Here is a 25371-nt window from a genome sequence, read left to right on the forward strand (position 1 = left end):
CCTTCGCCATAGGCATAGGGATTGAGCCGGTCATTGTTGTAATGCTTCTGGCTGCTTGGCGAGACATAGCCGTTCTTGGCGATGAAATAATCGCTCTCGATCAGCCGCTTCGGCATCATGTCTCGCGCCGGGATCTCGAACGGCGCCTTGCCGTCATATTCATAATCGCCATGCTCGACCATAACACCGCGGTCGAGCATGAGGACCTTGAGGCCCTTTTCGGTCAATTCCTTTGCCGCCCATCCGCCGCTCACGCCCGAGCCGATGACGATCGCATCATATGCTGCCATTGTTCTGATCCTCGAATATCCGGTTACGCGTCAAGCCTGCTCAGTGCCGCAAAGCTGGCCTGGATGTCGGGCAGGTAAGGCGCGGGGGCCTGGTCGTTCTCGACGTAGAAATGCTTCACCCCCGCCGTGCGGTTGAGCGTGAAGATGTCGGCGAAATCGATCGTGCCCTTGCCCACGCTGGTCATCTTGCCGTCGGCGGCGCGATCCTTGACGTGATAGGCATAGATGCGGCCCGGCAGGCGGGCGATGAGCGCCTTGGGATCCTCGCCCGCGGCGACCGTCCAGAACAAGTCGAGCTCGATCTTGACGAGCGCCGGATCGCCTTCCGCGACCAGGGTGTCGAACAGGCTGCGGCCATCCGGCTTCACCGTGAACTCGAAATCATGGTTGTGATAGGCGAAGCCGAGTCCGGACTTCTTCAGTCGCTCGGCGTGGCGGTTGAAATCGGCCACCGCCGTCTTCCAAGCGGCCGCGTTGCGATACGCTTCGGCCATATAGGGCACGACGACGGTGTCGGCGCCCAGCGTTTTTGCCATCCTCACCGCGCCTTCGAAATCCGCGCCCAGCGCCTCATGACCGATGTGCAGCGAAGGGGATTTCAGCCCGAGCCGGTCCATCGTCTTGCGCAGCGCGGCATGGTCCATCCTGTCGTAGCCGCCGCCGCCGAACTCGACTTCGCGATAGCCGATCCGGGCCACCCTCTCGAGCGTGCCCATCGGGTCCTTCGAGAAAAGCTCGCGCACCGTGTAGAGCTGGAGGCCGATCGGTCGGGTCTTGCCGCTCCGGGCGAACAACGGGCTGGCCGCCAGCGCCGTCGCGAGCGCGGCGCCGCCCGCCATCCATTGCCGTCGGCTGACCGTCATGACGAGAATACCTTATTGACCTGGGAATAGGGATAGGCGCCGTCATAGCGGCCCGGGACGGGCAGATATTCGCGCTCCTGGGTGATGCCGATCTCGGATGTGAAATAGCCGGTGATAACCAACTGCCGGAACTTGTCGAAAAAGTCCCAGCCGCCAGGCAGCTTGTTCTCCAGCGCCAGCGTCAGCAGCGCGTCCTGTTGCTCGGGCGTCGCATTGGCCGCGGCGATCTTGTAGTCAGCCTGCGAACGTGCCTCGATCGCGTCGAGACCGGCGAGGATCGGCTTGCGATCCTCGGCCATCGCCCAATCGGCGAGCAGCTTCTCGATAAAGGCGGGCACCTCGGCGGCGATCGCACCGGGCGTGTCGGTGGTCGGCATCACCCGCTCGCTGAGCGCGGTCACCAGCGCGCGTTGTTCAGCGGTGAACACCGGTGCGCTCGGCGGCCCATCGCTGATCGGCGTCGCCTGCGCCCCCGCGGCGCGGGCGATCGGTGCGAACAGCGCGGCGCCGAACATCGTGGCGATTCCGGCCAGTGCGTCCCTTCGATCGATAATCATTTGACTGTACCTTCGAAATCGTGGCTCGCCGCTGCTTCGGGCAGGCGGCGCACCCAGATGTTACGGAAAGAGACCGGTGAATTATGGTCCTGGAGCTGGATCGGCGCGGCGTCGTCATGCGCCTCGTACTTGCCGATCTGCCGCCACACGGTACCGCCCAGCCAGGGCTGGCGGTTCTGTACCAGCACGCCGTTGAGGAACGCGGTGATATAGGCGGGACGCAGCAGCTTGCCGTCGGGCGCGAAGCGTGGCCGCTCGAAGATCACCTCGTAGCTCTGCCACTCGCCCGGCGGGCGCGACGGGTTTACCAGCGGCGGCTTCCACCCGTAGATCGCGCCGACGGTGCCGTCGGCATAGGTTGGGTTGTTATAGCCGTCGAGGATCTGGATCTCGTAGCGCTGCATGAACCAGATGCCGCTGTTGCCGCGATCCTGCGAGTTCTTCTCGGGCGGATTGGGCGAGCGGAACTCGAGATGGAGTTGGACGTCGCCGAAGCTTTCCTTGCTCACCAGCGCGTTCTCGCCCTGGCCTTGCGAGCGCGGGGCGGAGACGACCGCGCCGTCCTTCACGATCCAGGGCGTCGCCTGGGGCTGCCACGCGTCGAGCGACGTGCCGTCGAACAGCACCACCGCGTCCGAGGGCGGCGCGCCGGGTACCGCGCCCGGCGTCACCGCCGCCGGATAGGGCCGATCGGGATCGTGCACGCGCCACTTGCCGCCGGGTAGCATCGGCGTGTCGCGAAAGCCGGGCTTCTCCTGTGCCGGCGCGGAACTCCCCACTGCCGCTACCGCGACGGCTGCGGCCCATGCGATACGCTTCACTCGCTTCTCCTTCATGCCGCGTCGATCTCGCGATAAGCGGCGACGAGCCGCTCCTCGCCGGCACGGCCTTCGATCGAGTTGCCGTGCTCCATGCCGATCACGCCCGCGAACTGCTTGGCGCGCAGCCAGCGGACGATATTGCGATAGTTGATCTCGCCGGTGCCCGGCTCCTTGCGTCCCGGATTGTCGCCGAACTGGATATAGCCGATCTCGTCCCAGCAGGTTTCCATCGTCTTGATCAGGTTCCCGGCCTGGATCTGCTCGTGATAGAGGTCGGCCAGCACCTTCACGGCGGGGCTGTTCGCGCCCTTGGCCACCGCGAAACCCTGCGGAATGGTCTGCAGGAACACGCCCGGATGGTTGGCGATCGTGTTCAGCGGCTCCATCACCATGACCAGGCCGTGGGGTTCCATGATTTCGGCCGCGCGACGCATCGTGTCGATGATCCGGCCGGTCTGGATCTCAATCGGCACCCTGCGGTCGAGGAAACCGGGGACGACCGTCATCCACTTGGCGCTGAGCCGCTTGGCGACATCGACCGACGCCCGGATATCGGCTAGGAATCGCTCGCGGTCGGCCTGGTCGTCGCCGCCCAGCAGGGGACGCATCTCTCCCCATCTGGGCATGCCGGCGACGAAGACGCCCATCGTCATGCCGCGCTGCTGAAGCGCGCGCGCCATCGCGACCTGCTCTTCGAGCGGACGGCCCGCCGCCTCATTATCCTCCCAGGCGGTGAAGCCTTGGTCGGCGGCGTAGGCGATCTGCTCGAGCCGGTTGCCGCGGCTCTTGAAGCTGCCTTCATGCGGCGCATAGCCGAGCGAGAAACGCGCCGCGTTCGATGGGCCCGCCGCGCCCGCCGCCGTGACCGCAGCTGCGCCGGCGGCGCTTGCGGCCAGCACCGATCGCCTGGACACCCTCACGCCGCCTCTCCCGCGAGTGCCGCGCGCGACTTGCCGCGTTCGCGCAGCCAGATGAAACCGAACGCCGCCAGCAGGATAATCGGCAGGATCGCCAGCCGCTGGAACGATACCGACGCCGCGGCGTCCTCCACCGCCAGCTTTGCGGCGCCCGTCAGCCGGGCAAACGCCTCGGGACCGCCCGCGAACTCGATCTTGGCCCGATCGAACATCGCGCCCAGCAGTGGCAGCACGAAGAAGCTCGAAAGCGCTCCCGCCGATCCGACCAGGCCCATCGCCCAGGATCCGCCGCGCGGATAGCGTTCGGCGACCGAGGCGAGCATCGTCGGCCACATCACGCAGACGCCCAGCCCCCAGATCGTCGAGGCCAGGATTGCCGCCGCCGGCGACTGGGCCTGGCTGAGCATGAACAACCCGATCGCCGCGAGCAGGCTCGAGACCCAGAGCAACCCGGGATTGGATATCTTGCTCGCCAACCGGCCTGCGAAATGGCGGAACACGAACATCAGCGCATTGACATAGACGAGCAGCAGGATGCCGCGCATGCCGACGCGGTTGGACAACGCCACGTCGATCCACTGCCCCGGCGCGAGCTCCGATGCCGCGGTCAGGAACATCGCGCCGAACCAGATGAAGAAGCTGGGGCGGCGGAACACTTCGATGATCATCTCGCTGAAGCTGACGCCGTTCTCGGCGCGCAGCGGCGGCGGGAACGTGGTGGTCGCGGCGATCACGATCGTGGCCACTGCCGGTATCATCACCAGCGCCAGGATTCCCTGCCACGGCAAAGCCGCCGAGAACAAGAAGCCGATGAGCCCGCCGACGATGATCCCTCCGGGGAACCAGGCGTGCAGGACATTGAGCCGGTGGGTGGTGTCCTCGGGGTAGAGCTGCGCGGTCAGCGGATTGATCGCCGCCTCCGTCAGCCCCCACGCGACGCCGCTGAGCAGCATGCCGAACCAGACGATCGTGTAGACGGTCATGCCGGTCGCGAGATTGCCCGCGGTGACGATCAGCAAGGGACCGAAGAAGAAGCACAGGCCTGCGCCAAGCAGGCAGCGCTTCATGCCGATTTGGTCGAGAAACGCGCTCGCAATGAACAGCGTGATCGCGAAGCTCAGAAACGCCGCGCCCAGCGCCGCGGCAAGCAGCTCGCCCGCCTGCAGCGGCGCGATCGGGTCGATCCACTCGGCCTTGAGCCCGCTCGCGATCGCGCCGCGGATGGCAAGACCCGCTGCCGCTGTGAACAGCGCCAGCACGCTCAGCCAGAATAGCCGCCCTTTATTCAATGTTGTGGCCATTGCCCGGCTTCCTCCCCTTGTCGTTCTATGCCGCTCATGCGGCTGTCAGCTCAGCCCCAGCAGCTTGCGGTTGAGTCCTGGGTCGCTGCCGCCAGCGAAATCGTCGAATGCCTTGTCGCCCCGCCGGATCATATGTGCCGCGATGAACGGCGCGCCTTCGCGCGCACCGTCTTCCGGGTGCTTGAGGCAGCATTCCCATTCGAGTACCGCCCAGCCGGCATAACCGTACTGCGTCAACTTCGAGAAAATCCCGCCGAAATCGACCTGGCCGTCGCCCAAGGAGCGGAAGCGGCCGGGACGGTCGACCCAGTTCTGGAAGCCGCCATAGACCCCCGAGCGCCCGGTCGGATTAAGCTCGGCATCCTTGACGTGGAACATACGGATCCGTTCGTGATAGATGTCAATGAACGACAGATAGTCGAGCGCCTGCAGCACATAGTGGCTGGGATCGTAGAGGATGTTGGCGCGGGGATGGTTGTCGACGCCCTCCAGGAACCGCTCGAAGGTGACGCCGTCGTGGAGGTCTTCACCGGGATGGATCTCGTACGCGACATCCACGCCCTGCTCCTCGAACGCGTCGAGGATCGGCCGCCAGCGCTTCGCCAGCTCGCCGAATGCTTCCTCGACCAGTCCGGCAGGACGCTGTGGCCAGGGATAGAGATAGGGCCAGGCGAGCGCGCCCGAGAAGGTGGCATGCGCGTTGAGGCCCAGGCGCCGGCTCGCCTTGGCGGCCAAGTGAAGCTGCTCGACCGCCCAGGCCTGACGCTCGGCGGGCTTGCCGCGCAGCGCTTCCGGCGCGAACCCATCGAAAGCGACGTCATAGGCCGGGTGCACCGCGACGAGTTGACCTTGCAGATGCGTCGAGAGCTCCGTGATCTCCACGCCCGCCTCGCGGCAGGTGCCGGCGAGTTCGTCGCAATAGTCCTGGCTTTCGGCGGCGCGGCTCAAGTCGATGCAACGACTGTCCCAGGTCGGAATCTGGACCCCGACATATCCGGCGTCGGCCATCCAGCGCGCGGCCGACGCCAAGGTATCGAACGGCGCCGAATCGCTCATGAACTGCGCCAGAAAGACCGCGGGACCCTTCATGCCGCTCTCCTTTTGCTTGGAAGCTTATTTCGACGTTTCGGCCTTGAGATAGGCGATCAGCGCCGCGCGTTTTACCGGATCCGCTACCTTGATCACCATGCGAGTGCCCGGCACCCTCTGCGTCGGCGCAGCGAGATACTGGTCGAGGGTTTTCGCGTCCCAGACGATCTTGGACGCTTTGAGTGCCGGGCTGTAATTGAACCCGGCGACCGATCCCGCCTTGCGGCCGAACAGGCCATTGAGATTGGGACCCATGACGCTCTTTCCGCCCGCTTGGACCGTGTGACAGGCGCGGCAGGCGGCAAAGACACTTGCGCCCTGGCTGGACACTGGGCCCGCAGCCTCCGATGGCAGCGCTGTCAGCGCAAATATGGACAGTACCGCCGTGACAGGCAGAAACACGATCAGCGACTTCATTATCCTCTCCGGTCTTGTCGACTGGTAGCGCTACCTTGACCGATAGAAGCGCGTCGCGCAACTATTTCTCAGACAAAAAGCAACGCCAGATTCGACGGCGACAGGAGCATATTCGATGACGATGAGCAAACCCCAAGGAATTCGCTACGGGATGGTCGGAGGCGGGGAGGGCGCCTTCATCGGCGCGGTGCATCGCATGGCCGCCGCGCTCGACGGCGATTTCACGTTGGTGAGCGGGGCCTTTAGCAGCGATTCGGACCGCAACCTGCGAAGCGCCGCCGCGCTCGGTCTCGATTCGGCGCGCGTCTATCCGACGCTGCAGGCGATGCTCGCGGGCGAATCGGCATTGCCAGCGGACCAGCGGATGGAGGTTCTGGCGATCGTCACCCCGAATCACCTTCACGCGCCCGCCGCCGTCGCCGCGCTCGATAGCGGCTTTCATGTCATGTCGGAAAAGCCGATGGCGTTGAACCTTGACGAGGCCCTGGCGATCGAGGCGGCCGTGGCCCGCAGCGGCAAGCTGTACGGCCTGACTTTCACTTATAGCGGCTATCCGCTGGTGGAAGAGGCGCGTGTGCGTGTGGCGCGCGGCGACTTCGGCGTAATCCGGCTAGTCCAGGCCGAATATTGGCAGGGGTGGCTGAGCCTGCCGATCGACCGCGACGGCCAGAAGCAGGCCGAGTGGCGCACCGACCCCGCGCGCGCAGGGCTAGGCGGCTGTCTCGGCGACATCGGTACCCATGCCTTCCACCTCGCCGAGCATGTCTCCGGCTTGGCCGTCGAAGCAGTCAGTGCGGATCTCGCCACGCACGTGCCCGGCCGGCGCCTTGACGATGATGTGGCGGCGCTTCTCCGCTTTGAGGGCGGCGGGCGCGGCGTGCTCAAGGCGACTCAGGTCGCCGCGGGCGAGGAGAACGGGTTGCGCTTGCGGATCTATGGCGAGAAGGGTGGGCTGGAATGGTCGCAGATGGAGCCGAACACGCTTATCCTACGCTGGCTCGATCGCCCGGCCGAGATCGTCCGCGCCGGCGGGCCCGGCCTCGATGCCCTGACGACGGCGCGGCTGCGCACGCCGGCGGGCCATCCAGAGGGCTATGTCGAGGCTTTCGCCAACCTATATGGAAGCTTCGGTCGAGCGCTGCGTGCTGGGGCGAAGACACCGGCGGCGGGCACTGTCGACTGGTTTCCCGGTATTCAAGACGGCCTTCGCACGATGACCTTCATCGAAGCGATGATCGAGAACAGCGCTGGCATGGCGAAGTGGACTTCGCTCGCCGGCGTTGCCGACGCGCGGCGGCGCGCACAATCGCCGGGAAGGATTCAAGGGTGATTTGGCAAGCGGCGTAACTGTCTCAACTCTTGCTAACTCGAAGATAGATATGATAGCGCTACCATCTCAATAGATGCGACGCTGGTGTTGGGATTCGCGTGCTGCGCGAGCCCTTCCTGAGCGGAGCGCGAAAAGGACGAGGGCGGCGAGAGCCTTGCTCATCGGTCCGAACCTGGAGGGGATTGCATGAAGCCGAAGTACGGCCGGATTCGATTCGAACGCCAAATCCTCTCCCTGACCGTGGGGGCCGGTGTCCTGTCATTGAGCCTCTCGGCATGCAGTGGCGGTGGAAGCAGCGGAGGCCCGGCCGTCCAGGGGCCAACGCCCACCCCCACATCGACTTCGACGCCAACGCCATCCACGATGCTGCTCGGACCCGCGATCGTCGTCGATCAGTTCGGCTATCTTCCCGGCCATCAAAAAATCGCGGTGATCCGTGATCCACAAACCGGCTTCGACTCCAGCGACGCCCAGATGCCCAGTACAAGTTACGAGGTTGTCAACGCTGTCACGAACGCCGTCGTCTATTCGGGATCGCCAATGGCCTGGAACAACGGCGCGGAGGACAGCTCGACCGGCGACAAGGTCTGGCACTTCGAGTTCAGCAGCGTCACGGCGAACGGGGAGTATTTCATTCGCGACCAGCAGCGCCGGGAGGTTTCACCGCGCTTCAGGATCGGCGCCGATGTCTATGCTCCGGTTCTTAAGGCCGCGGTGCGCGCCTTTTTCTATCAGCGCGCGGGGCAGGAGAAGACGGTGGCGAACGCCGGCGCCGGCTGGGCCGATGCCGCATCGCATCTTGGCCCGGGCCAGGACCGGAACGCGCGCCTGTACAGCGCCAAGAACGATGTCTCGACCGAGCGGGACGTTTCGGGCGGCTGGTATGACGCGGGGGATTTCAATAAATATACGAGTTGGACCGCCGGCTATGCCGTCGACCTGCTCCAGTCCTATCTCGGCAATCAGCCGGTCTGGACCGACGATTACAACATCCCGGAATCCGGCAACGGCGTCCCCGACATCATCGACGAGGCCAAATGGGGCCTCGACTGGCTCGGCCGGATGCAGCAGCCCGACGGATCGGTGCTCTCGATCGTGGGCCTCAGTCATGCGAGCCCGCCCTCGGCCGCCACCGGGCCGAGCTATTACGGTCCGGCCAGCACCTCGGCCACCCTCAACGCAGCTTCGGCCTATGCCCTGGGCGCGAAGGTGCTCGGCGGTTTCGCGGCGCATTCCGCTTATGCCCCGACGTTGCGAGCGCGTGCCGAGAATGCGTGGAACTGGGCCGTGGCCAATCCCAACGTCACCTTCCGCAACAATGATTCCGCCAACGGGTCGGAAGGGCTGGGTGCGGGTCAGCAGGAAACCGACGACAGGGGGCGATTCACGGCCAGGCTGATCGCGGCCGTCTATCTTTACGACCTGACCGGCAAGGCGGTCTATCGCGACTTCGTCGAGAACAATTACGCCCAGGCGAACCTGATCCGCTGGAACAATTATGTCTCGCCCTACGAGGGAGGGATGCAACTGGCGCTTCTCTATTACGCCGGCCTGCCCGGCGCCATGCCTGCCACCGTCACAGCGATCAGGAACGCTTATGGCAATGGCATGGAATCGGAATGGTTCTGGGGCAAGGTGACCGGCAAGGCCGACCCGTACATGGCCTTCATCCCGGACTATATCTGGGGCAGCAATTCGGTGAAGAGCGTCGAGGGCAGTCTCTATCTCGACCTCCGCCGGTTCGGGATCGGCAGCCGCAGCGAAGCGGAAGTGATGCGCGCTGCCGCCGGCTATGTTCATTACCTTCACGGCGTGAACCCGTTCGGCAAGGTGTATCTCACCAATATGTACAGCCTGGGCGCGACCAACTCGACCAACCAGATCTTCCACGCCTGGTTCACGGACGGATCGGCGAAATGGGACGATGCCAAGGCCTCGACCTATGGCCCGGCACCCGGCATTCTGGTGGGCGGGCCGAATGCCACGCAATATGACTGGGACTCGCGCTGCCCGGGGATCAGCCCGCTGTGCGGGAGCCAGCGGCCCAGCCCGCCTTATGGCCAACCCCCTCAAAAATCGTACAAGGATTTCAACGACGGTTGGCCGCTCAATTCATGGCCGATCTCCGAGAACTCCAACGGCTATCAGGTGAATTACATCCGCATGCTCTCGCGCATGCGGTGAACGTTCGCCGCTGGCGGCGCCCGGAATCCAACGACCATATTGGGTGGGGATAGAGAATGGCTGACTTTAGCAAGCGAGAGGTTCTTTTGGCGCCACTGGTCGCCGCCTTGGGCCTGTCGGCGGGAGCACAGGCAAAAGGCGGCGGCGGGGCCTTTGGAGCGCGGCTCGCCGCACTCGACGCCACTCCCGGCCCGTTCAATTCGAGCATTGCCTCGCTCGAGGCGTACCAGGTGCCCGACTGGTTCCGCGACGCCAAGTTCGGGATCTGGTCGCACTGGGGGCCGCAGGCCGTGCCGGGCCAGGGCGACTGGTATGCGCGCTATCTCTACGCACCCGGGCACCCGCATTACGATTATCATGTGAAGAACTACGGTCACCCATCCAAGTTCGGGTACAAGGATATCATCCCACTATGGAAGGCGGAGCGCTTCGATCCGGAAGCGCTGATGGCCAGATATGCCGCCGCAGGCGCCAGATATTTTGTGTCGATGGGCGTCCATCACGACAATTTCGACCTGTGGAATTCCAGGCACCACCGCTGGAACGCCGCTGCAATGGGCCCGAAGCGCGACATCGTCGGGGCATGGAAGGCGGCGGCAAAGCGTCACGGGTTGCGTTTCGGCGTGTCCGAGCACCTGGGGGCCAGCTATTGCTGGTGGTATCCCAATCATCTCTTCGACCAGTTCTGGGGAAAGATGGACGCCGACTATGACGGCGCCGATCCGCGTTATGCCGATCTGTATCACGATAATCGGGACGAACCGTACCGAGGGCACGCAGACACCTGGTACACGAGGAACCCGAACTTCCATCGCCGCTGGTTCGAACGTATCCGCGACCTGGTCGACAGCTATCAGCCCGACCTGCTCTATTCGGACGGCGGCATCCCGTTCGGTGAGGTCGGCCGGACCATGGTTGCGCATCTGTACAACGCCAGCATCGCCCGCTCCGGAAAGCTGGAAGCGGTTTATGCGCACAAACACGGGCCGGGGGAATTCCTTCCCAAAGCCGGTGTGCAGGACGTCGAGCGCGGAGCGCTGGAGGGAATCAACCCTCTGCCCTGGCAGACCGACACATCGAACGGCGACTGGTTCTTCAACCGGAATGATCGCTTCAAGACGGCCAAGGACGTGATCAGCATGCTTGCTGACATCGTATCGAAGAATGGCAATTTGCTGCTCAACGTGGTGCAATATCCCGACGGGAGCCTGCCGCCACAGTCGGAGGAGCTACTGGCCGGACTTACCGCCTGGATGAAGGTCAACTCCGAAGCGATCCACGGGACCCGTCCATGGAAAGTCTTCGGCGAGGGGCCGACCAACGCCAAGGCGGGCGCCTTTACCGAATCCAGCGACTATACCGCGCAGGATATCCGCTTCGTGGCCAAAGGGCGCGCGCTCTACGCGATTCTGCTCGACTGGCCTCGTGGGGACAGCGCGATCCGCTCGCTTGGGGGCGAGGCGCTGCCCGACGCGCGGATCGAGCATGTGGACCTTCTTGGCGGACCCAAGCTCGAATACCGGCGTGAAGCCGGCGCGCTGCGGCTGACGCTGCCGCCGCCGCTGGATAAGGCCGTTATTCCGGTGGTGCGAGTTCGTGGGCGCGGCCTGATCTAGGCTGACGGAGGAGGTCAGATTTCCGTTCGGCCCAATGTTCGCGCCTCATCCAGGCGAGGCTGCGGCGGATCTCAGACGGAGAGGAAAATGGGTATCATCGCACGCCGAGGGATGCTGGGCAGTATCGGTGCGGGCCTTGCCGTCGGCGCAATGGGCAATATGCCTTTATGGGCCCGGGCCAAACGCAAGCTCGGTTATGCGGTGGTGGGCCTCGGCAGCTACGCGACCCAGCAGATCATGCCGCGCCTCGCGCAATGCGAGTTCGCCGAACTCAGGGCGCTGGTCAGCGGGACCCCGGCGAAACTCGAGAAGTTCGGCGCGCAATACGGTATCCCGCGCACGCACTGGTACGATTATCGCCGCTACGATCGGATTCGCGACAATCCCGACATCGACCTGGTCTATGTCGTGCTGCCCAACAGCATGCATGCCGAATACGCGATCCGCGCCAGCCAGGCAGGCAAACATGTCCTTTGCGAAAAGCCGATGGCGGTCTCCGCCGCCGAGTGCGAGGCCATGATCGCGGCGGCCCGGGCGGCGCGGCGGAAGCTGATGATCGGTTACCGCAGCCAGTTCGAGCCCCACAATCTTCGCGCGATCGAGCTGGTGAAGTCGGGCTTTGTCGGCCGGCCGACGCTGATCACCTCGGAACACGGCTTCCATATCCAGCCTCGTCAATGGCGTCTCGACCACGCCCTGTCGGGCGGCGGGTCGCTGATGGACATCGGCATCTACAGCCTCAACGCCGCGCGCTATCTGGCGGGAGAGGAGCCGCTGGAGGTCAGCGCGATGGAATCGACCGACCGCAACGATCCCCGGTTCGCCACGGTCGAGGACCGCATCGATTGGCAGATGCGTTTCCCATCGGGGGCGATCGCCAATTGCGTGTCGAGCTACAGCTCGGGCCACAACGCCTTTCGCGTCACCGGGACCAAGGGGTGGGTGGGGATGGACCCGGCCACATCCTATGCCGGACACCGGATGTGGACTCGCCGCGACGCCCAGACCAGCGAGGTCACGCTGCCGCCACCCGGCAAGGACCAGTTCGTCGCCCAGCTCGACCATCTGGCGGAAAGCGTGCTGACCGGCATCCCGTTGCGCGCCTCGGGCGAGGAAGGCCTCAAGGACCTGCAACTGATCGAGGCGATCTACCGATCCGCGCGCGAGCGCCGCGTGATCAAGCTCGCATGATCGCCCAGCCCTGGCACACGCTTCTGATCGTCGCACTCAGCATCGCTGCGGTGATCGTGCTGGTGCTGAGGGTGAAGCTCCAGCCTTTCGTCGCGCTGCTGCTGGTGGCGCTGTGCACGGGTCTCGCTTTCGGTGAGGATCCGCAAGCGGTGATCGCCGCGGTGCGCAAGGGGACGGGCGAGGCGCTCGGCTTCGTCGCGGTGGTGATCGGACTGGGCGCCGTGCTCGGCGGATTGCTCGAGGCGTCGGGCGGCGTCAGCGCGATCGCGCACCGGCTGCTCGACATCTTCGGCGAGCGCCGCGTTCCAGCGGCGTTGACTGCGATCGGTATCATCGTCGGCGTGCCGCTGTTCTTCGACGTCGCCTTCATCATCCTCGCGCCGCTCCTCGCTACACTGGCGATGCGTTTGCAGCGGCGCGTGACCTTCTTCGCCCTGCCGCTGCTCGCCGGCCTTGCAACGATGCACGCGCTGCTGCCCCCGCATCCCGGCCCGGTCGCGGTGGCAGAGCTGCTTCACGCCGACTATGGGCTGCTCGCCTTTTACGGCCTGATCTGCGGAATACCCGCCGCGATCCTTGCAGGACCGGTCTTTGCGCGGCTGATGCACGGGGCGCCGGGGTGGGGCGATACCCAGCCGCCGGCGATGCTCGACGAAGGCGCGCCGCAGACCGATCCGATCGGCTTCTGGCCCGCCTTGGCGGCGATGCTCCTGCCGTTGGGACTGATCCTGCTCGCCGCGGTCGCGGGGCAGGCGTTCGCGCCGGGACCGGTGAGGGAACTGCTGCTGTTCGTCGGCCATCCCTTCACCGCGCTGATCCTGGCGGTGCTCGCGGTCGCGGCCTGGCTGCGCTTTCATGTCGACGCACCGCCGCCGGTGATCTCCCGCATCATGACCCGCGCGCTCGAACCTGCTGGACTGATGGTACTCGTGGTCGGCGCCGGCGCGGCCTACAAGGAGGTGTTGATCGAGAGCGGCGCGGGACAGCAGGTCGCCGCGGCGGTCGCCGCCGCGCAGGTTTCGGTGCTGGTCTTTGCCTTCCTGCTCGCCGCGTTCGTGCGGATCGCCCAGGGATCGGCGACCGTGGCGATGGTTACTGCCGCCGGGCTCGCCTCGCCGCTGATCGCTGCTGCGGCGCTATCGTCCGGTCGGATCGCGCTGGTGACGGTGGCGATCGGTGCCGGGGCCACCGTGGCCAGCCATGTCAACGACACCGGCTTCTGGCTGGTAAAGCAGTATCTCGGGCTCAGCGAGGCGCAGACCTTCAAGAGCTGGACGCTGGGTTCGACCATCGCGGGGGTGACCATTTTCGCGATGACGCTACTGCTTTGGCCCTTCACCTGACGGAGGAACGGGACGGCAATGATGATGCGTCGAGAGCTGCTGGCGGGCTTGGCCGCGTTGCCGTTCGCGCCCCGTGCGGCGCCGGGTGAGACGGTCGGGAGCATCACACGCTTCGATCCCGAGCTTGACGAGTTGATCGATGTGGCGAGCCCCATCGAGGTGATAGCCGTCGGTTTCCGCTGGGCCGAGGGACCCGTGTGGGTGGAGCGGGGGAAGTATCTCCTTTTCTCCGACGTGCCTGCCAATATCGTCTATCGCTGGAAGGCGGGGGAGGGGGCGCGACCCTTCCTCGATCCCTCCGGGCTCTCCGGGCCAATTCCCGCCGGTATACGAGAGGCTGGTGCGAACGGCCTAACCCTCGATGGGCGGGACACGCTGCTCATGGCGGATTCGGGTACTCGCGCGATCGCCCGGGTAGAGCTTGCGACGAGGCGCAAGACGATCCTCGCCGACAGCTATCGGGGGCGCCGATTCAACAGCTGCAACGACGTTGCGATCGCACGCGGCGGCACGATCTACTTCACCGACCCGCCCTATGGCCTGAGCGCAGGCGACGCTTCGCCGCTCAAGGAACTGGGGTTCAATGGCGTCTACCGCATGCGTTCCGACGGAAGTGGCCTTGCCTTGGTCGAACGCCGCCTGACGCGCCCCAACGGCATCGCCCTTTCGCCGGCAGAGGATCGGCTTTACGTCAGCAATTCGGATCCAGCCGATCCGCGCATCTTTGCATGCCCCCTCGCCCCGGACGGCTCGGCGGTGGGCGATCCGGTGCCGTTCGCCGACTTCTCGGCGGAGGTCGCGAGAAAGTTGCCGGGCCTGCCAGATGGGTTGAAGGTGTCGCCGAGCGGTCATGTCTTCGCGACGTCCCCCGGCGGAATCCACATCCTCTCGCCCCAAGGCCGCAGGCTCGGTCTGATCGCGACGGGAAAGGCGATCGCCAATTGTTGCTTTGGCGAGAACGGCCGGTCGCTGTTCATGACCTCGTCCGACATGGTCGCGCGGGTGCGACTTCGCGCCTAGGAGGGGCGCGGAGGCGATTTCGGGACTTGGCCGCGTCAGGCCAATAGCGACGGCCAGCCCGACAGCTAGCGGCGCGACGGCTTGAGCCATCGATCGGCAAAGGCGATGAAATGGCTCCAGTCGCTTGCGGTCAAGGCATGCGGGCCGGCGCGGACATGGTAGCCGATCCGGGACAGGGCGGGCTGGCCCGGAGGCGGCATCGTCTGCGCATCGAGCCCGCCCGCGCCGAGCAGGCGATAGACGGGATCGGCGCCCTTCGCGGCGAGGAACTCGCCTTTCGGATCGGCCCACCAGTCCTCGGTCGCGCTGGCAATGTAGACCGGACGCGGCGCGACCAGCGCGATCAGCGCATGCGCATCGACGGGCAGTTCGTTCTCACGCTCGGCATAGGTCTTGAACTGCGGCGCGAACCAATAATTGTTCATCACACGGATCGTCTCGCCGAACGCGCGGCGGTAGAGCGCGGCGCCGCCTTCGCCGGAACCGTTCGCGATCACCATGGCGAACCGTTCGTCGTGCGCGCCGGCCCATAACGCCGCCTTGCCGTAGCGGGAATGGCCGAACACGATTACCCGATCGCGATCCACGGCGCGATCGGTGGCGAGATAATCATACACCCTGCTGAGGCCCCAGGCCCAGGTGGCGATCGCGCCCCAGCGCTGCGGATCGGAGGGGCTGGTGCGGAACCAGGGGTGGATGCTCTCCGCGACCGCGCCTTCCCTGTCGGGGTAAAGATCGCCGGTGAAATAGGTGGCCACGCCGTAGCCCGCTTTCAGGATCGCCTCGACCGGCCATTCCGACGCGTCGATGCCGCGCGAATGCAGGGTCGCACTGCCCTTGCGGATGCCGGTGGCGGGAACGACCCAGCTGGGCGTGATGTGGATCGCCGGGTCGGGATGAACCGCCTGATTGCCGTGGAAATTGGGTCCGACGAATACCGGGACGCGCCCGCGTGTATGGGCCGGCAGGTAGAGCAGGACGCGCATCTGCGGTCCCTCGCGGCGGCCGTCGAGCAGGATCGTCACCTGACGCCGCACCGCAAGGCCGCCCAGCGCCGCCTGGTCCTGCTCGTCGACGACATAACGTTGTCGTCGCAGCGCCTGCGGCGCGACGCCGTAGATGTTCGCTTCGAACAATTCGATCAGCTCGGCGCGCCGCTTGCGCCAGTCCTGCGCGTCGCGCACGTGCCGACCGCCGGTCATGACCAGCAAGTCGGGCAAGGTATAGGCGGGGACGCGCGCTTCATCCGAATTTCCATCGAGCTGCGCGGGGGAGGGGGCTGCCCAGACCATGGCGGCCGCAGCCACCGCGGAACCGATGAAACGCCCCGCCGTAATCTTCATCGCGCGTCCTTCGGCTCCGCGCCGATGGCGTGCGATCGGCGGTCAACGGCAACAACTATCGGCGTTGCTCACGCAGTCAACGAATCATATGATGATATGATGTCGACCGGGGCCGATGCTTCACGCCGGGAGAGTCGCATGGCTACTCGTAGCCAAGACACCGCGCCACGGCGTGGATCCGTTCCGATCGAGCGCGGGAACGTGATTGCTTTAGGCCGGATAGCGGGCAAGAAGCGTGCGTCGATAGGAGATGACGATGCGTCGTGCCATTGCGCTGCTGCTTGCCTTGCCGCTCGTTCAGGCGAACACGTTGGAACCGGCATCGGTCGCGGTCGAGCAAGCGCAGACGCAGGATGCGGCGTTGCTGCAGTTTCTCGACCAAGCATTCGATGCGCAGATCCAGCTGAGCCCCGAAGCGCAGACGCAGCTGGGATTCAAGACCAGCTATGACCGGCTGGATGACTACACCGATGCGGCCGCGGTGCGCGAGCGCGAACTCGCCGAGCGGCAGCTCAGGGAAATGCGCGCGCGCTTCAGGCCCGAGCAACTGGGTGAAAGCGCGCGCGTCAGCTTCCGTCTGTTCGAATATGAAGTCGAACGGGGCCGCGAGGCGTTCCGGTTCCGCCAGCTGCGCTTTCCGGTCTCGACCAATGGCAGCCCCGCCGGCGCGATCCCGGTTCTGCTGATCAACAATCACAAGGTCGACAGCGTCGCGGACGCCAAGGCCTATGTCGCACGCTTGCGCGATACCGAACGCGTGATGCGCGAGGTCGCAGCGACGATGCGGCGGCAGGCGGCCGCGGGGATCGTGCCCAACAAGGTCAACTTCGCACCGGCGCGCGCCGACGCGCGCAAGGTGATCACGGGCGCGCCCTTCGACAGCGGCCCGGACTCGACGCTCATGGCCGACTTTACCAAGAAGGTCACGGCGCTGGACGCGCCGGCCGCCACGAAGGAAGCATTGCTCGGCGAGGCGCGCGCGGCGCTCACAGGTCCGTTCCGCGCCGGCTATGACGTGCTGATCGCGGCGCTCGACGAGATCGAGCCCAAGTCCAAAGGCAATTTCGGTGCGTGGAGCCTCCCCGACGGCGCCGCCTATTATGCGGACCGGCTCAAGGCTTCGACCACCACCAGCCTCACCGCGGATCAGATCCACCAGCTCGGCGTGGCGCAGGTCGCGGCGATCCGGCGGGAGATGGAGGCGATCAAGCGCGAAGTCGGCTTCGAGGGTACGCTCGAGCGGTTCTTCGACCACATCCGCACCGACCCCAAGTTCAAATACGCCAACACGGACGCCGGACGCGAGGCCTATCTGCGCGATGCGCGCGCCGTGATCGCGTCGGCGATGGCGGCGGCGCCGCGCTATTTCCATGTGCTGCCCAAGGCAGCGCTGGAAGTGCGCGCGGTCGAGAAATGGCGCGAGGGAACGGCCTCGACCGCATTCTACAACCCGCCTTCGGCCGATGGCACGCGTCCCGGCATCTACTATGTCAACCTCGTCGACATGAACCAGACGCAGAAGGTCCAGGTCGCCGGCATTGCCGCGCATGAGGGCGCGCCCGGCCACCATTTCCAGATCGCGCGTCAGCAGGAGCTCACCGGCATCCCCAAGTTCCGCAAGTTCGGCGGATACGGCGTGTATATGGAGGGGTGGGGCCTGTATTCCGAGCGCTTGGCCAATGAGATGGGCGTGTACAAGGACCCCTATGCGCGGTTCGGCATGCTCTCGCTCCAGGTATGGCGGGCGATCCGGCTGGTCCTCGATACCGGCATTCATTCCAAGCGCTGGACGCGTGATCAGTCGATTGCCTATTTCCGGGCGAACAGCTCGGTCTCCGACACGGACATCGCGCGCGAGGTCGACCGCTATTTCAACTGGCCGGGACAGGCGACGAGCTACATGGTCGGGCAGCTTCGCATCGCTGCGCTCCGTGCGCGGGCGGAGAAGGCGCTTGGCGCACGCTTCGACATTCGCGATTTCCACGAAGCCGTCCTGAGCCAAGGCGCGTTGCCGCTCGATGTCCTCGAGGAACAGGTCGACCGGTATATCGCGGCAAAGCGTGGCTGATCACGGCCTAAACTGCGGGGACGCGAAGGTCGTAGCCGTAGCGCTTGTCCAGCCCCAAGTCGCGGATTGCCTGGATGCCCGCCGCAAGTGCGGCGGGGTCGAGTCCGCGAAGCGGCTTGCGCAGGCTGCCGACCGGGAGCCCGCATGCCCGCATCAGGGATTTCACCGCGACCGGATTGATCGCCGAATAGTTGAAATGCATCAGCGGAAGCAGCGCGAGATATCGCTCGCGAAAACGCGCGGCGTCGCCCTCGCTCCGCCATGGCGTGGAAAGCGTGGCCATCTCCGCCGGAGCGAGATTGCCGGTCATGTTGGCGGTGCCGTGCCCGCCCAGTGCCATGGTCGGCACGACCAGGCCGAGATTGGGTGAATCGCAGCACATCACCGATACGTCCGGACGCGCGGCGAGGATGCGGCCCACCTGTCCGACCCGCGCCGTCGACTCCTTGTGCACGACGATGTTGGGGTGCGCGAACAGGCGGAGCAGCTGCGTCCAGTCGAGGTCGGTCTTCACCCGCGGCGGGTTGTTGTAGACGCCGAGCGGCAGGTCGGTCGCATCCGCCACCTCGAGGTAGAATTCGACGATGTCGCTCTCCGGCGCGCAGATATAGGGCGGCGGCGCGATGATCGCGCCGTCGGCGCCGCTGGCCGCGGCAAAGCGGACATTGTCGATCACCTGGTCGGTCGTCGCGCCGCTGCAACCATAGAAGAACAGCATGTCGGCCGGACGCAGCTTCGTCGTCTCGACGATCAGCCGCTTCTTCTCCTCCGGGCTGAGCAGGGTCGGCTCGCCGGTCGATCCCATGAACAGGACCGCGCGGGTGCCGTGGTCGCCAAGGTGCCGGATCAGCGTGCGGAACGCGCCATAGTCGACGGCGCCGGTCGCATCGAACGGCGTCACGGTCGCCACGAACGAGCCCTCGATCCGCATCTTGGTCATGGGTTGCCTCCGTCTCTGGATTCGCTCAGGCCCTTCACGCTACGACGTGCGAAGGACGACGATCCCCCATGCCGACTGGCGGAAATCGAGGTGCCGACCGTCGTTCCGGGGAGGAGGCGCGAAATGGGGTGGAAGCGGATCGGCAGATTCGGAGCGGCGCTGGCTGCGCTGGCGCTATGCTCGGCCGCGCCGCAACGCGGCGTGCCTCCTGCCGGCGAGGGGCTGATCGCGCTCAAAGCGGCGCGATTGTTCGACGCGACCAGCGAGCGGCTGCGCGATGATGCGGTCATTCTGGTGCGCGACGGCCGCATCGCCGGCATCGGCGCAAGCGCGGAGATTCCGGCGGGGACCGAGGTCATCGATCTTGGCGATGCGACGTTGCTGCCAGGCTTCATCGACGCGCATTCGCACCTGACGCTCGAATCCGATGCCGATTATTACCGGCACGTCTTCAAGCAGATGATGCGCACGCAAAGCGAGCAGGCCTTCTACGCCGGCGCCAATGCGCGGCTGACGCTGGAGGCCGGCTTCACCACGGTGCGCCACGTCGGCGCGCGCTACTTCATCGATATCGGGCTGCGCAACGCGATCAACGCCGGCTTGACCCCCGGGCCGCGGATCCTCGCCTCGGGCAACCCGATCACGGCGCGCGGCGGGAGCTGCGACCAGCCGCCGTTTCCAGCGGAACGCGTCGCGCCCAAGACAGCGATCGACGGCGTCTGCTCGGGCGGCGCCGAATGCCGCGAGGCGGTGCGCCACCAGATGAACAACGGCGCCGACGCGATCAAGATCTGCGTGTCCGGCGGAGTGCTGTCCTGGGACCCGGTCGACGTCCCGCAGCTGACGCGCGAGGAGATCACGGCAGCCGTCGAAGAGGCGCATAATTGGGGCCGCAAGGTCGCCGCGCATGCGCATGGCGATACCGCCGCCCGGATCGCGATCGAGGCCGGCGTCGACTCGATCGAGCATGGCAGCTTCCTCAGCGAGGCGACGCTCAAGCTGATGAAGGCGAGGGGCGTCTTCCTGGTGCCGACCTGCACCGCGATCGACTGGGTCGAGACGCACAGCGGAAACTACCCGCCCAACATCGCCGAGAAGGCGCGGGTCGCGTCCAAGGCGCATCACGACATGCTGCGCGCGGCAATCCGCATCGGCGTGCCGATCGCCGCCGGGACGGACATGAGCGTCGTCGACAAGGGGCATGGCAAGAACGCCACCGAGATGGTGCTGCTCGCCCGCTACGGCATGCGTCCGGCCGCCGCACTGGTCGCGGGCACGCGCGACGCGGCGCGGCTGCTCGGCATCGCCGAACGCGTCGGAACGATCGAGACCGGCAAGGACGCCGATATCGTCGCGGTTGCGGGCAACCCGGTCGCGGACATCACGGCGACGCGCGCGCCCGTGCTGGTGATGCAGCGCGGCCGGATCGTGATGCGGAAAACGGGCTGAACGACTGGGGGAAATGGCCGGCACGTCCATCCTCCTAGTCAGGGACAGGTTTGAGAGGGGGATTTGCGTGACCGGTTTGGGCTCGACAATTCGCGGTGCGCTGCGTGCCGTCGCCGCGTGGATCGCGATCGCGATGGCGCTTCCCGCCGCCGCGCAGCTCAGCTTCTCGGTTCAGCTTCCTGCGGACAGCAAGGAACCCGTGACGGGGCGGCTGATCGTGGTCGCCGCCGGCACCGATGTCGCCGAGCCGCGCTCGGCGATCGGCATGCTCGGGCCGCCCTCGTTCGCGATCAACGTCGAGGCGATGAAGCCGGGCGCGAGCGTCACGGTCGGGCAGGATTCGGTCGGCTATCCGATCGACCTCAAGCGCCTGCCGCCCGGCGAATACAACGTCCAGGCCGTGCTGATCCGCTATGTCCGGACCAAGCGATCGGACGGCCATACCCTGTGGGTGCCCGCCCCCAACCAGGCGCGCGTGCCCGCCTATCTCAGCGGCGGCAACCTGTTCAGCAAGGTTGCCAAGGTCCGCATCTCGCCCGTGGCGAGCGCGCCGATCGCGCTGGCGCTGACCGAGACGATCCCGCCGCCCGCGGCGCCCGTCGAGACGCCCTGGCTCAAGCATGTCCGCATCAGGAGCAAGGTGCTGTCGGACTTCTGGGGAATGCCGATGACGATCGGCGCGACGGTGCTGCTGCCCAAGGGGTTCGACGCAAATCCGAACGCGCGCTACCCGGCGGTCTATGCGCTGAGCCATGGCGACATCCCGTTCGGCTTCACCACCGATGCGTCCACCGACACGCCGCGGGCGCGCGAGCGCGCCGCCGACGCCGCGCTCGAGACCGGGTACCAGTTCTACCAGGACTGGAACGGCGACGGCATGCCGCGCTTCGTCGCGATCACGCTGGAGCAGTACAGCCCCTATTTCTTCGAATCCTACGTCCTCAACTCGGCCAATAACGGTCCGTGGGGCGACGCCATCACCAAGGAGCTGATGCCCTATCTGGAGAAGAAGTTCCGGCTGATCGACCAGCCCTATGGCCGGATCGTCGAGGGCGCGTCGACCGGCGGGTGGGAGACGCTCGCGCTCCAGCTCCACTATCCCGACATGTTCGGCGGCGCATGGATCTTCAATCCCGATCCGATCGACTTCACGCGCTATGGCCTCGCCGACATCTATCGCGAGCCGAACATGTTCGAGTATCGCGTCAGCGAATGGCAGGTCGCCGAGCGGCCGTTCCGCCGGTCGCGCGAGGGGCTTCCGGGCCTGTCGATGCGCGACCTGTCCAAGCTCGAGCTGATGCTCGGCGATCGCGGGCGCGGCTACTATCAGCTCGCGATCTGGCAATCGACCTACGGGCCGACCGACAAGGACGGCTATCCGCGCGCGCTGTTCGATCCGCTGACCGGCGTGATCGACCGCGAGGTCGCCGAATATTATCGCAAGAACGGCTTCGACCTGACCGATTATGCGCGGACCAACTGGGCCCGCCTCGCGCCGAAGTTGTCAGGCAAGCTCAACTTCTTCGCCGGCGAGCAGGACGAATTCTTCCTCAACCTCGGCGTCTACAAGTTCGAGGAAATGGTGCGCGAGGTCGGCGGCGCGAACTATCCGATCCGCTTCGAATATGGCCGGCCCAAGAAGGGCCATAATTGGCACCACACCGACTGGACCGGCGTGATCAAGGAGATGGGCGCGCATGTGCGCAAGAATGCCCCGGCCGGCGCGCCGGTGGCCGACTGGAACTATTGAGGAGACGGAGCGATGACGGGATCCCGGTGGAGAATGGCGCTGGCGCTCGGCACCGCGCTCGGCGTCGGCGCGCTGCTGCCCGGGGGATGGGCGGTGGCCACCTCGGGCCAGGCGCCGGCGACGGGGCGCACCGCGACCTTCGACGAGATCAATGTCGGCCGCGTCAACATCGTCGAGCCCAATGGCAGATACCGGCTGGTGCTCGCCAACAAGGCGCGCTTTCCGGGCTTGTTCATGGACGGCAAGGAATACAAGCATCACAATCGCAGCCAGGGCGGGATGCTGTTCTTCAACGACAATGGCGACGAGGTCGGCGGCATGGGCTTCGGCAACCGCACCGTCGACGGCAAGAATTCGGCCAGCGCCTCGATCCTGTTCGACCAGTACAAGCAGGACCAGACCGTAGGGATGGTCTATTCGGAAAACGACCGCAAGCGCGTTGCCGGGATCCGCGTATGGGATCGTCCCGACGCGTCGATCCAGCCGCTGATGGAAATGAGCGACCGCGCCTCGCGTGAGCCGACCGAGGCGGGCAAGGCCGGGATCCGCGAGGAGATGATGGCGTACGCCAAGGCCAATGGCGGCGTCGGCGCCGAGCGCTTCTTCGCCGGCAAGCAGCTGGAGGAGGCCGTCGTTCGGCTCGCCGACAAGCAAGGCCGGCCGCGGCTGGTGATGAAGGTCGGTGACGACGGCCTGCCGGTGATCGAGTTTCTGGGCGAGGACGGCAAGGTGGTGAAGCGCATCACGCAATAGGCGCTTCACGAAGGCCGCTAAAGTCGGGCGCAGCGGGGAATAGTCCCCGCGCGATATTCTCGTGCGTGCTCAGTAGTTTACTTCGACATTATTTACGTTCTGTGACGCTTTTACCTTGACGGCGGCCCCGTTTGCTGATGCTCTGTGCGAATGGACCATCAGGCTCGCCTTCTCTGGTTCGCGCGCGAAGTGCTTCCGCACGAGGGCGACGTTCGGCACTGGCTTGCCGGACGGATCCGCGGCCTCACCTCGTGCGAGCTCGATGAGGTGGTGCAGGAGGCCTATGCCCGCATCTGGACGGTCGATATCGATCGGATCGTCAGCGCGCGCGCCTATCTGTTCGTCACCGCGCGCCATATCGTCGGCGAGCATGTCCGCCGGTCGCGGATCGTGTCGATCGAGCTGATGGCGGATTTCGAGTCGCTGAACATCGTCGATGAAGAGATCGGTGCGTTTCGTCGGCTGAGTGGCGAGCAGGAGCTGGCGCGGTTGCACGCCGCGATCGCGACATTGCCGCCCAAATGCCGCCAGGCGTTCCAGCTCAAGAAGCTCGAGGAATTGTCGCAACGTGAGATCGCCGAGCGTATGGGCATTTCCGAAAGCACGGTCGAAAAGCACCTGGCGAAGGCGCTGCGGCTGTTGATGGAAGCGATGAAGGCGCCTCAGACGGGCGCGGAGGATGATGAGCGTGGCAAGCGTAGGTTCTGGGGATTCGGATAACGCCGAGTCGCGCGCCGCTGCCTGGGTCGTCCGTTCTTCCGAAGGTCCGCTGACCGCTGAGGACCAGCAGGCGCTCGACCAGTGGCTGGCGAGCGATACGCGCAATCTCGGAGCCTGGGTGAAGGCGCAGGCCGCCTGGCTCGATGTCGATCGGCTGGTCGCGCTGGACGCCGGAACGACGAACGAGCCGGTGCGCGTGACCAAGCCGCTGCCGTGGCGCAAGATGGCGATCGCCGCGTCCATGCTGTTCGCGATCGGGATGGGCGTCGTCGCCGAGGACCAGCTGCCCGGCCGGATCGAGACGGCGCGCGGCGAGGTGCGCCGGGTGGCGCTCGCCGACGGATCGACGATGTTCGTGAATGGCGACACGGTGCTTCAGGTGCGCTTTTCCGACCGGCAGCGCCGCATCGTGCTGCGTCGGGGCGAGGCGTCGTTCAAGGTTGCGCACGATGCGGCGCGGCCGTTCCTGGTCGAGGCGGGAGACGTCTCGGCGCGCGCAGTCGGCACCGACTTCACCGTCGGCCGCGCGGCGGACGGCGACATCGCGGTGACGGTAGCCGAAGGGCGCGTGAAGGTGACCGACGCCGAACGCGGAACGTCGCGCCAACTCGTGCTCGACCGCGACGAACAGTTCGTCGCCGCGACGATCGGCCCGCGCCGCGCACGGCTTGATCCAAGCGAGGTGCAGCGGCAGCTCGCCTGGCGCCGCGGCCAGCTTATCTTCCGCGGCCAGATGCTCGCGGCGGCTGCAGCCGAGGTCAATCGCCACGCCGCCAAGCCAGTGGTGATCAACGATTCCTCGCTCGGGCGCGCCGAATTCATCGGGGTATTTCGCGTCGGCGATTCGCGTGCCTTTGCCAATGCGGCGGCGGCTGCGTTCAACGGCGAGGTGAGCGAGACTCCCGACGCCTTTGTCCTCGCGCGCAGGCAAAACTCCCCCTCGCACTAGCGTCTGATTGGCCGCCGCGCGGAGGAATCGCATCCCGAGTGGGGGATTTCGCATAGCCGTCCCTCTCTTCCCATGAGGCCGGATGACCGGCGAACCAGGGGGAGACAGCCAATGGGCGAGCGGCAAATGCGGAATGGGGCGCGGGCCATGTTTCTGGCGGGAGCGGCGATTGCCGGCCTCGGCGCCTGCCTCGCGGCGACGCCGGCCTGGGCGCAGGCGGCACGGCAATATTCGGTGCCGGCGAGCGATGCGGGCGATGCGGTGCAGATGATCGCGCAGCAGTCCGGATTGCAGGTGATCGCGCCGGCCGCGGACCTCGCCGGAGTGCGCACCAACGCGATCAAGGGCAATTTCAGCGCGGTCGAGGCGCTGCGGCGCATGTTCGCCGGAACCGGGCTCGAGGTGGTGCAGACCGCGGGCGTCGCGGTGATGATCCGCCGCGCGGCGGCACCGGCGGCAC

At 65.9% G+C, this 25371-nt stretch carries 22 protein-coding genes and 1 pseudogene; 13 read left to right on the forward strand and 10 right to left on the reverse strand.

What is annotated here, in order from left to right; translation table 11 throughout:
* The 8 genes and pseudogenes from ABDV68_RS09180 to ABDV68_RS09215 all read right to left on the reverse strand — a co-directional run.
* Window positions 1-290, reverse strand: a pseudogene (locus tag ABDV68_RS09180) (GMC family oxidoreductase); the annotation flags it as partial.
* A 23-nt stretch (window positions 291-313) separates the two neighbouring features.
* Complete coding sequence (locus ABDV68_RS09185) at window positions 314-1153, reverse strand: sugar phosphate isomerase/epimerase (protein ID WP_343519541.1); 840 nt, start codon at window positions 1151-1153, stop codon at window positions 314-316.
* Window positions 1150-1710 carry a gluconate 2-dehydrogenase subunit 3 family protein gene (locus ABDV68_RS09190; RefSeq protein ID WP_343519543.1) on the reverse strand — a complete coding sequence of 187 codons (561 nt, stop codon included), beginning with the start codon at window positions 1708-1710 and terminating at the stop codon, window positions 1150-1152. Before ABDV68_RS09190 ends, ABDV68_RS09185 begins: the two co-directional genes overlap by 4 nt.
* A complete protein-coding gene (locus ABDV68_RS09195; protein WP_343519544.1) occupies window positions 1707-2531 on the reverse strand; it encodes a DUF1080 domain-containing protein in 825 nt (274 codons plus the stop codon). The genes ABDV68_RS09190 and ABDV68_RS09195 overlap by 4 nt, the downstream gene beginning before the upstream one ends.
* Before the next feature lie 11 nt (window positions 2532-2542).
* Complete coding sequence (locus ABDV68_RS09200; RefSeq protein WP_343519545.1) at window positions 2543-3445, reverse strand: TIM barrel protein; 903 nt, start codon at window positions 3443-3445, stop codon at window positions 2543-2545.
* 2 nt (window positions 3446-3447) lie between these two features.
* Window positions 3448-4749, reverse strand: coding sequence for an MFS transporter (locus ABDV68_RS09205; RefSeq protein ID WP_343519546.1), 1302 nt, complete (start codon window positions 4747-4749; stop codon window positions 3448-3450).
* A 45-nt stretch (window positions 4750-4794) separates the two neighbouring features.
* Entirely contained in the window at window positions 4795-5838 is a 1044-nt protein-coding gene (locus ABDV68_RS09210; RefSeq protein WP_343519547.1) for a sugar phosphate isomerase/epimerase, read from the reverse strand.
* 24 nt (window positions 5839-5862) lie between these two features.
* Entirely contained in the window at window positions 5863-6255 is a 393-nt protein-coding gene (locus ABDV68_RS09215) for a cytochrome c family protein (protein ID WP_343519548.1), read from the reverse strand.
* A gap of 121 nt (window positions 6256-6376) precedes the next feature.
* Here ABDV68_RS09215 and ABDV68_RS09220 point away from each other — a divergent pair, with 121 nt between their 5' ends.
* The 6 genes from ABDV68_RS09220 (at window position 6377) to ABDV68_RS09245 (ending at window position 14939) form a co-directional block, all read left to right on the forward strand.
* Window positions 6377-7585 carry a Gfo/Idh/MocA family oxidoreductase gene (locus tag ABDV68_RS09220; RefSeq protein ID WP_343519565.1) on the forward strand — a complete coding sequence of 403 codons (1209 nt, stop codon included), beginning with the start codon at window positions 6377-6379 and terminating at the stop codon, window positions 7583-7585.
* A gap of 363 nt (window positions 7586-7948) precedes the next feature.
* Complete coding sequence (locus tag ABDV68_RS09225) at window positions 7949-9769, forward strand: glycoside hydrolase family 9 protein (protein WP_343519549.1); 1821 nt, start codon at window positions 7949-7951, stop codon at window positions 9767-9769.
* Between the two features lie 56 nt (window positions 9770-9825).
* Window positions 9826-11385 carry an alpha-L-fucosidase gene (locus ABDV68_RS09230; protein WP_343519550.1) on the forward strand — a complete coding sequence of 520 codons (1560 nt, stop codon included), beginning with the start codon at window positions 9826-9828 and terminating at the stop codon, window positions 11383-11385.
* Between the two features lie 87 nt (window positions 11386-11472).
* Window positions 11473-12576 carry a Gfo/Idh/MocA family oxidoreductase gene (locus ABDV68_RS09235; protein ID WP_343519551.1) on the forward strand — a complete coding sequence of 368 codons (1104 nt, stop codon included), beginning with the start codon at window positions 11473-11475 and terminating at the stop codon, window positions 12574-12576.
* A complete protein-coding gene (locus ABDV68_RS09240; RefSeq protein ID WP_343519552.1) occupies window positions 12573-13919 on the forward strand; it encodes a gluconate:H+ symporter in 1347 nt (448 codons plus the stop codon). The genes ABDV68_RS09235 and ABDV68_RS09240 overlap by 4 nt, the downstream gene beginning before the upstream one ends.
* An 18-nt stretch (window positions 13920-13937) precedes the next feature.
* Window positions 13938-14939 carry an SMP-30/gluconolactonase/LRE family protein gene (locus ABDV68_RS09245; RefSeq protein WP_343519553.1) on the forward strand — a complete coding sequence of 334 codons (1002 nt, stop codon included), beginning with the start codon at window positions 13938-13940 and terminating at the stop codon, window positions 14937-14939.
* Between the two features lie 65 nt (window positions 14940-15004).
* Here ABDV68_RS09245 and ABDV68_RS09250 read toward each other — a convergent pair whose 3' ends face one another.
* Window positions 15005-16282 (reverse strand): hypothetical protein, encoded by a 1278-nt coding sequence (locus ABDV68_RS09250; RefSeq protein WP_343519554.1) that lies wholly within the window; start codon window positions 16280-16282, stop codon window positions 15005-15007.
* 250 nt (window positions 16283-16532) lie between these two features.
* Here ABDV68_RS09250 and ABDV68_RS09255 point away from each other — a divergent pair, with 250 nt between their 5' ends.
* Window positions 16533-18350 (forward strand): DUF885 domain-containing protein, encoded by a 1818-nt coding sequence (locus tag ABDV68_RS09255; RefSeq protein WP_343519556.1) that lies wholly within the window; start codon window positions 16533-16535, stop codon window positions 18348-18350.
* Between the two features lie 7 nt (window positions 18351-18357).
* Here ABDV68_RS09255 and ABDV68_RS09260 read toward each other — a convergent pair whose 3' ends face one another.
* Window positions 18358-19290, reverse strand: a complete 933-nt coding sequence (locus ABDV68_RS09260; protein ID WP_343519557.1) for a dihydrodipicolinate synthase family protein — start codon at window positions 19288-19290, stop codon at window positions 18358-18360.
* A 123-nt stretch (window positions 19291-19413) separates the two neighbouring features.
* On the opposite strand from ABDV68_RS09260, the gene ABDV68_RS09265 reads away from it, so the two are divergent.
* From ABDV68_RS09265 to ABDV68_RS09290, 6 genes are all read left to right on the forward strand, one after another.
* Window positions 19414-20739 (forward strand): amidohydrolase family protein, encoded by a 1326-nt coding sequence (locus tag ABDV68_RS09265; protein WP_343519558.1) that lies wholly within the window; start codon window positions 19414-19416, stop codon window positions 20737-20739.
* A gap of 67 nt (window positions 20740-20806) precedes the next feature.
* Entirely contained in the window at window positions 20807-22489 is a 1683-nt protein-coding gene (locus ABDV68_RS09270) for an alpha/beta hydrolase-fold protein (protein ID WP_343519560.1), read from the forward strand.
* Between the two features lie 12 nt (window positions 22490-22501).
* A complete protein-coding gene (locus tag ABDV68_RS09275) occupies window positions 22502-23242 on the forward strand; it encodes a hypothetical protein (RefSeq protein ID WP_343519561.1) in 741 nt (246 codons plus the stop codon).
* Between the two features lie 150 nt (window positions 23243-23392).
* Window positions 23393-23962: an RNA polymerase sigma factor gene (locus tag ABDV68_RS09280; RefSeq protein WP_343519562.1), complete on the forward strand. Its 570-nt coding sequence runs from the start codon at window positions 23393-23395 to the stop codon at window positions 23960-23962.
* A complete protein-coding gene (locus ABDV68_RS09285) occupies window positions 23931-24911 on the forward strand; it encodes a FecR domain-containing protein (protein ID WP_343519563.1) in 981 nt (326 codons plus the stop codon). Before ABDV68_RS09280 ends, ABDV68_RS09285 begins: the two co-directional genes overlap by 32 nt.
* Window positions 24912-25058: 147 nt before the next feature.
* A partial coding sequence (locus ABDV68_RS09290; RefSeq protein ID WP_343519564.1) for an STN domain-containing protein occupies window positions 25059-25371 on the forward strand: 313 nt, incomplete at its 3' end.

The organism is Sphingomonas sp., from assembly GCF_039595165.1.
Taxonomy (GTDB): domain Bacteria; phylum Pseudomonadota; class Alphaproteobacteria; order Sphingomonadales; family Sphingomonadaceae; genus Sphingomonas.

Excerpts from the sequence above, each read along its gene's own strand:
- ABDV68_RS09210 (WP_343519547.1), bottom strand. The coding sequence starts at position 5,838 with ATGAAGGGTCCCGCGGTCTTTCTGGCGCAGTTCATGAGCGATTCGGCG.
- ABDV68_RS09280 (WP_343519562.1), top strand. The coding sequence starts at position 23,393 with ATGGACCATCAGGCTCGCCTTCTCTGGTTCGCGCGCGAAGTGCTTCCG.
- ABDV68_RS09230 (WP_343519550.1), top strand. The coding sequence starts at position 9,826 with ATGGCTGACTTTAGCAAGCGAGAGGTTCTTTTGGCGCCACTGGTCGCC.
- ABDV68_RS09205 (WP_343519546.1), bottom strand. The coding sequence starts at position 4,749 with ATGGCCACAACATTGAATAAAGGGCGGCTATTCTGGCTGAGCGTGCTG.
- ABDV68_RS09190 (WP_343519543.1), bottom strand. The coding sequence starts at position 1,710 with ATGATTATCGATCGAAGGGACGCACTGGCCGGAATCGCCACGATGTTC.
- ABDV68_RS09185 (WP_343519541.1), bottom strand. The coding sequence starts at position 1,153 with ATGACGGTCAGCCGACGGCAATGGATGGCGGGCGGCGCCGCGCTCGCG.
- ABDV68_RS09275 (WP_343519561.1), top strand. The coding sequence starts at position 22,502 with ATGACGGGATCCCGGTGGAGAATGGCGCTGGCGCTCGGCACCGCGCTC.
- ABDV68_RS09265 (WP_343519558.1), top strand. The coding sequence starts at position 19,414 with ATGGGGTGGAAGCGGATCGGCAGATTCGGAGCGGCGCTGGCTGCGCTG.
- ABDV68_RS09250 (WP_343519554.1), bottom strand. The coding sequence starts at position 16,282 with ATGAAGATTACGGCGGGGCGTTTCATCGGTTCCGCGGTGGCTGCGGCC.
- ABDV68_RS09255 (WP_343519556.1), top strand. The coding sequence starts at position 16,533 with ATGACGATGCGTCGTGCCATTGCGCTGCTGCTTGCCTTGCCGCTCGTT.
- ABDV68_RS09235 (WP_343519551.1), top strand. The coding sequence starts at position 11,473 with ATGGGTATCATCGCACGCCGAGGGATGCTGGGCAGTATCGGTGCGGGC.
- ABDV68_RS09240 (WP_343519552.1), top strand. The coding sequence starts at position 12,573 with ATGATCGCCCAGCCCTGGCACACGCTTCTGATCGTCGCACTCAGCATC.
- ABDV68_RS09260 (WP_343519557.1), bottom strand. The coding sequence starts at position 19,290 with ATGACCAAGATGCGGATCGAGGGCTCGTTCGTGGCGACCGTGACGCCG.
- ABDV68_RS09245 (WP_343519553.1), top strand. The coding sequence starts at position 13,938 with ATGATGATGCGTCGAGAGCTGCTGGCGGGCTTGGCCGCGTTGCCGTTC.
- ABDV68_RS09215 (WP_343519548.1), bottom strand. The coding sequence starts at position 6,255 with ATGAAGTCGCTGATCGTGTTTCTGCCTGTCACGGCGGTACTGTCCATA.
- ABDV68_RS09225 (WP_343519549.1), top strand. The coding sequence starts at position 7,949 with ATGCTGCTCGGACCCGCGATCGTCGTCGATCAGTTCGGCTATCTTCCC.
- ABDV68_RS09220 (WP_343519565.1), top strand. The coding sequence starts at position 6,377 with ATGAGCAAACCCCAAGGAATTCGCTACGGGATGGTCGGAGGCGGGGAG.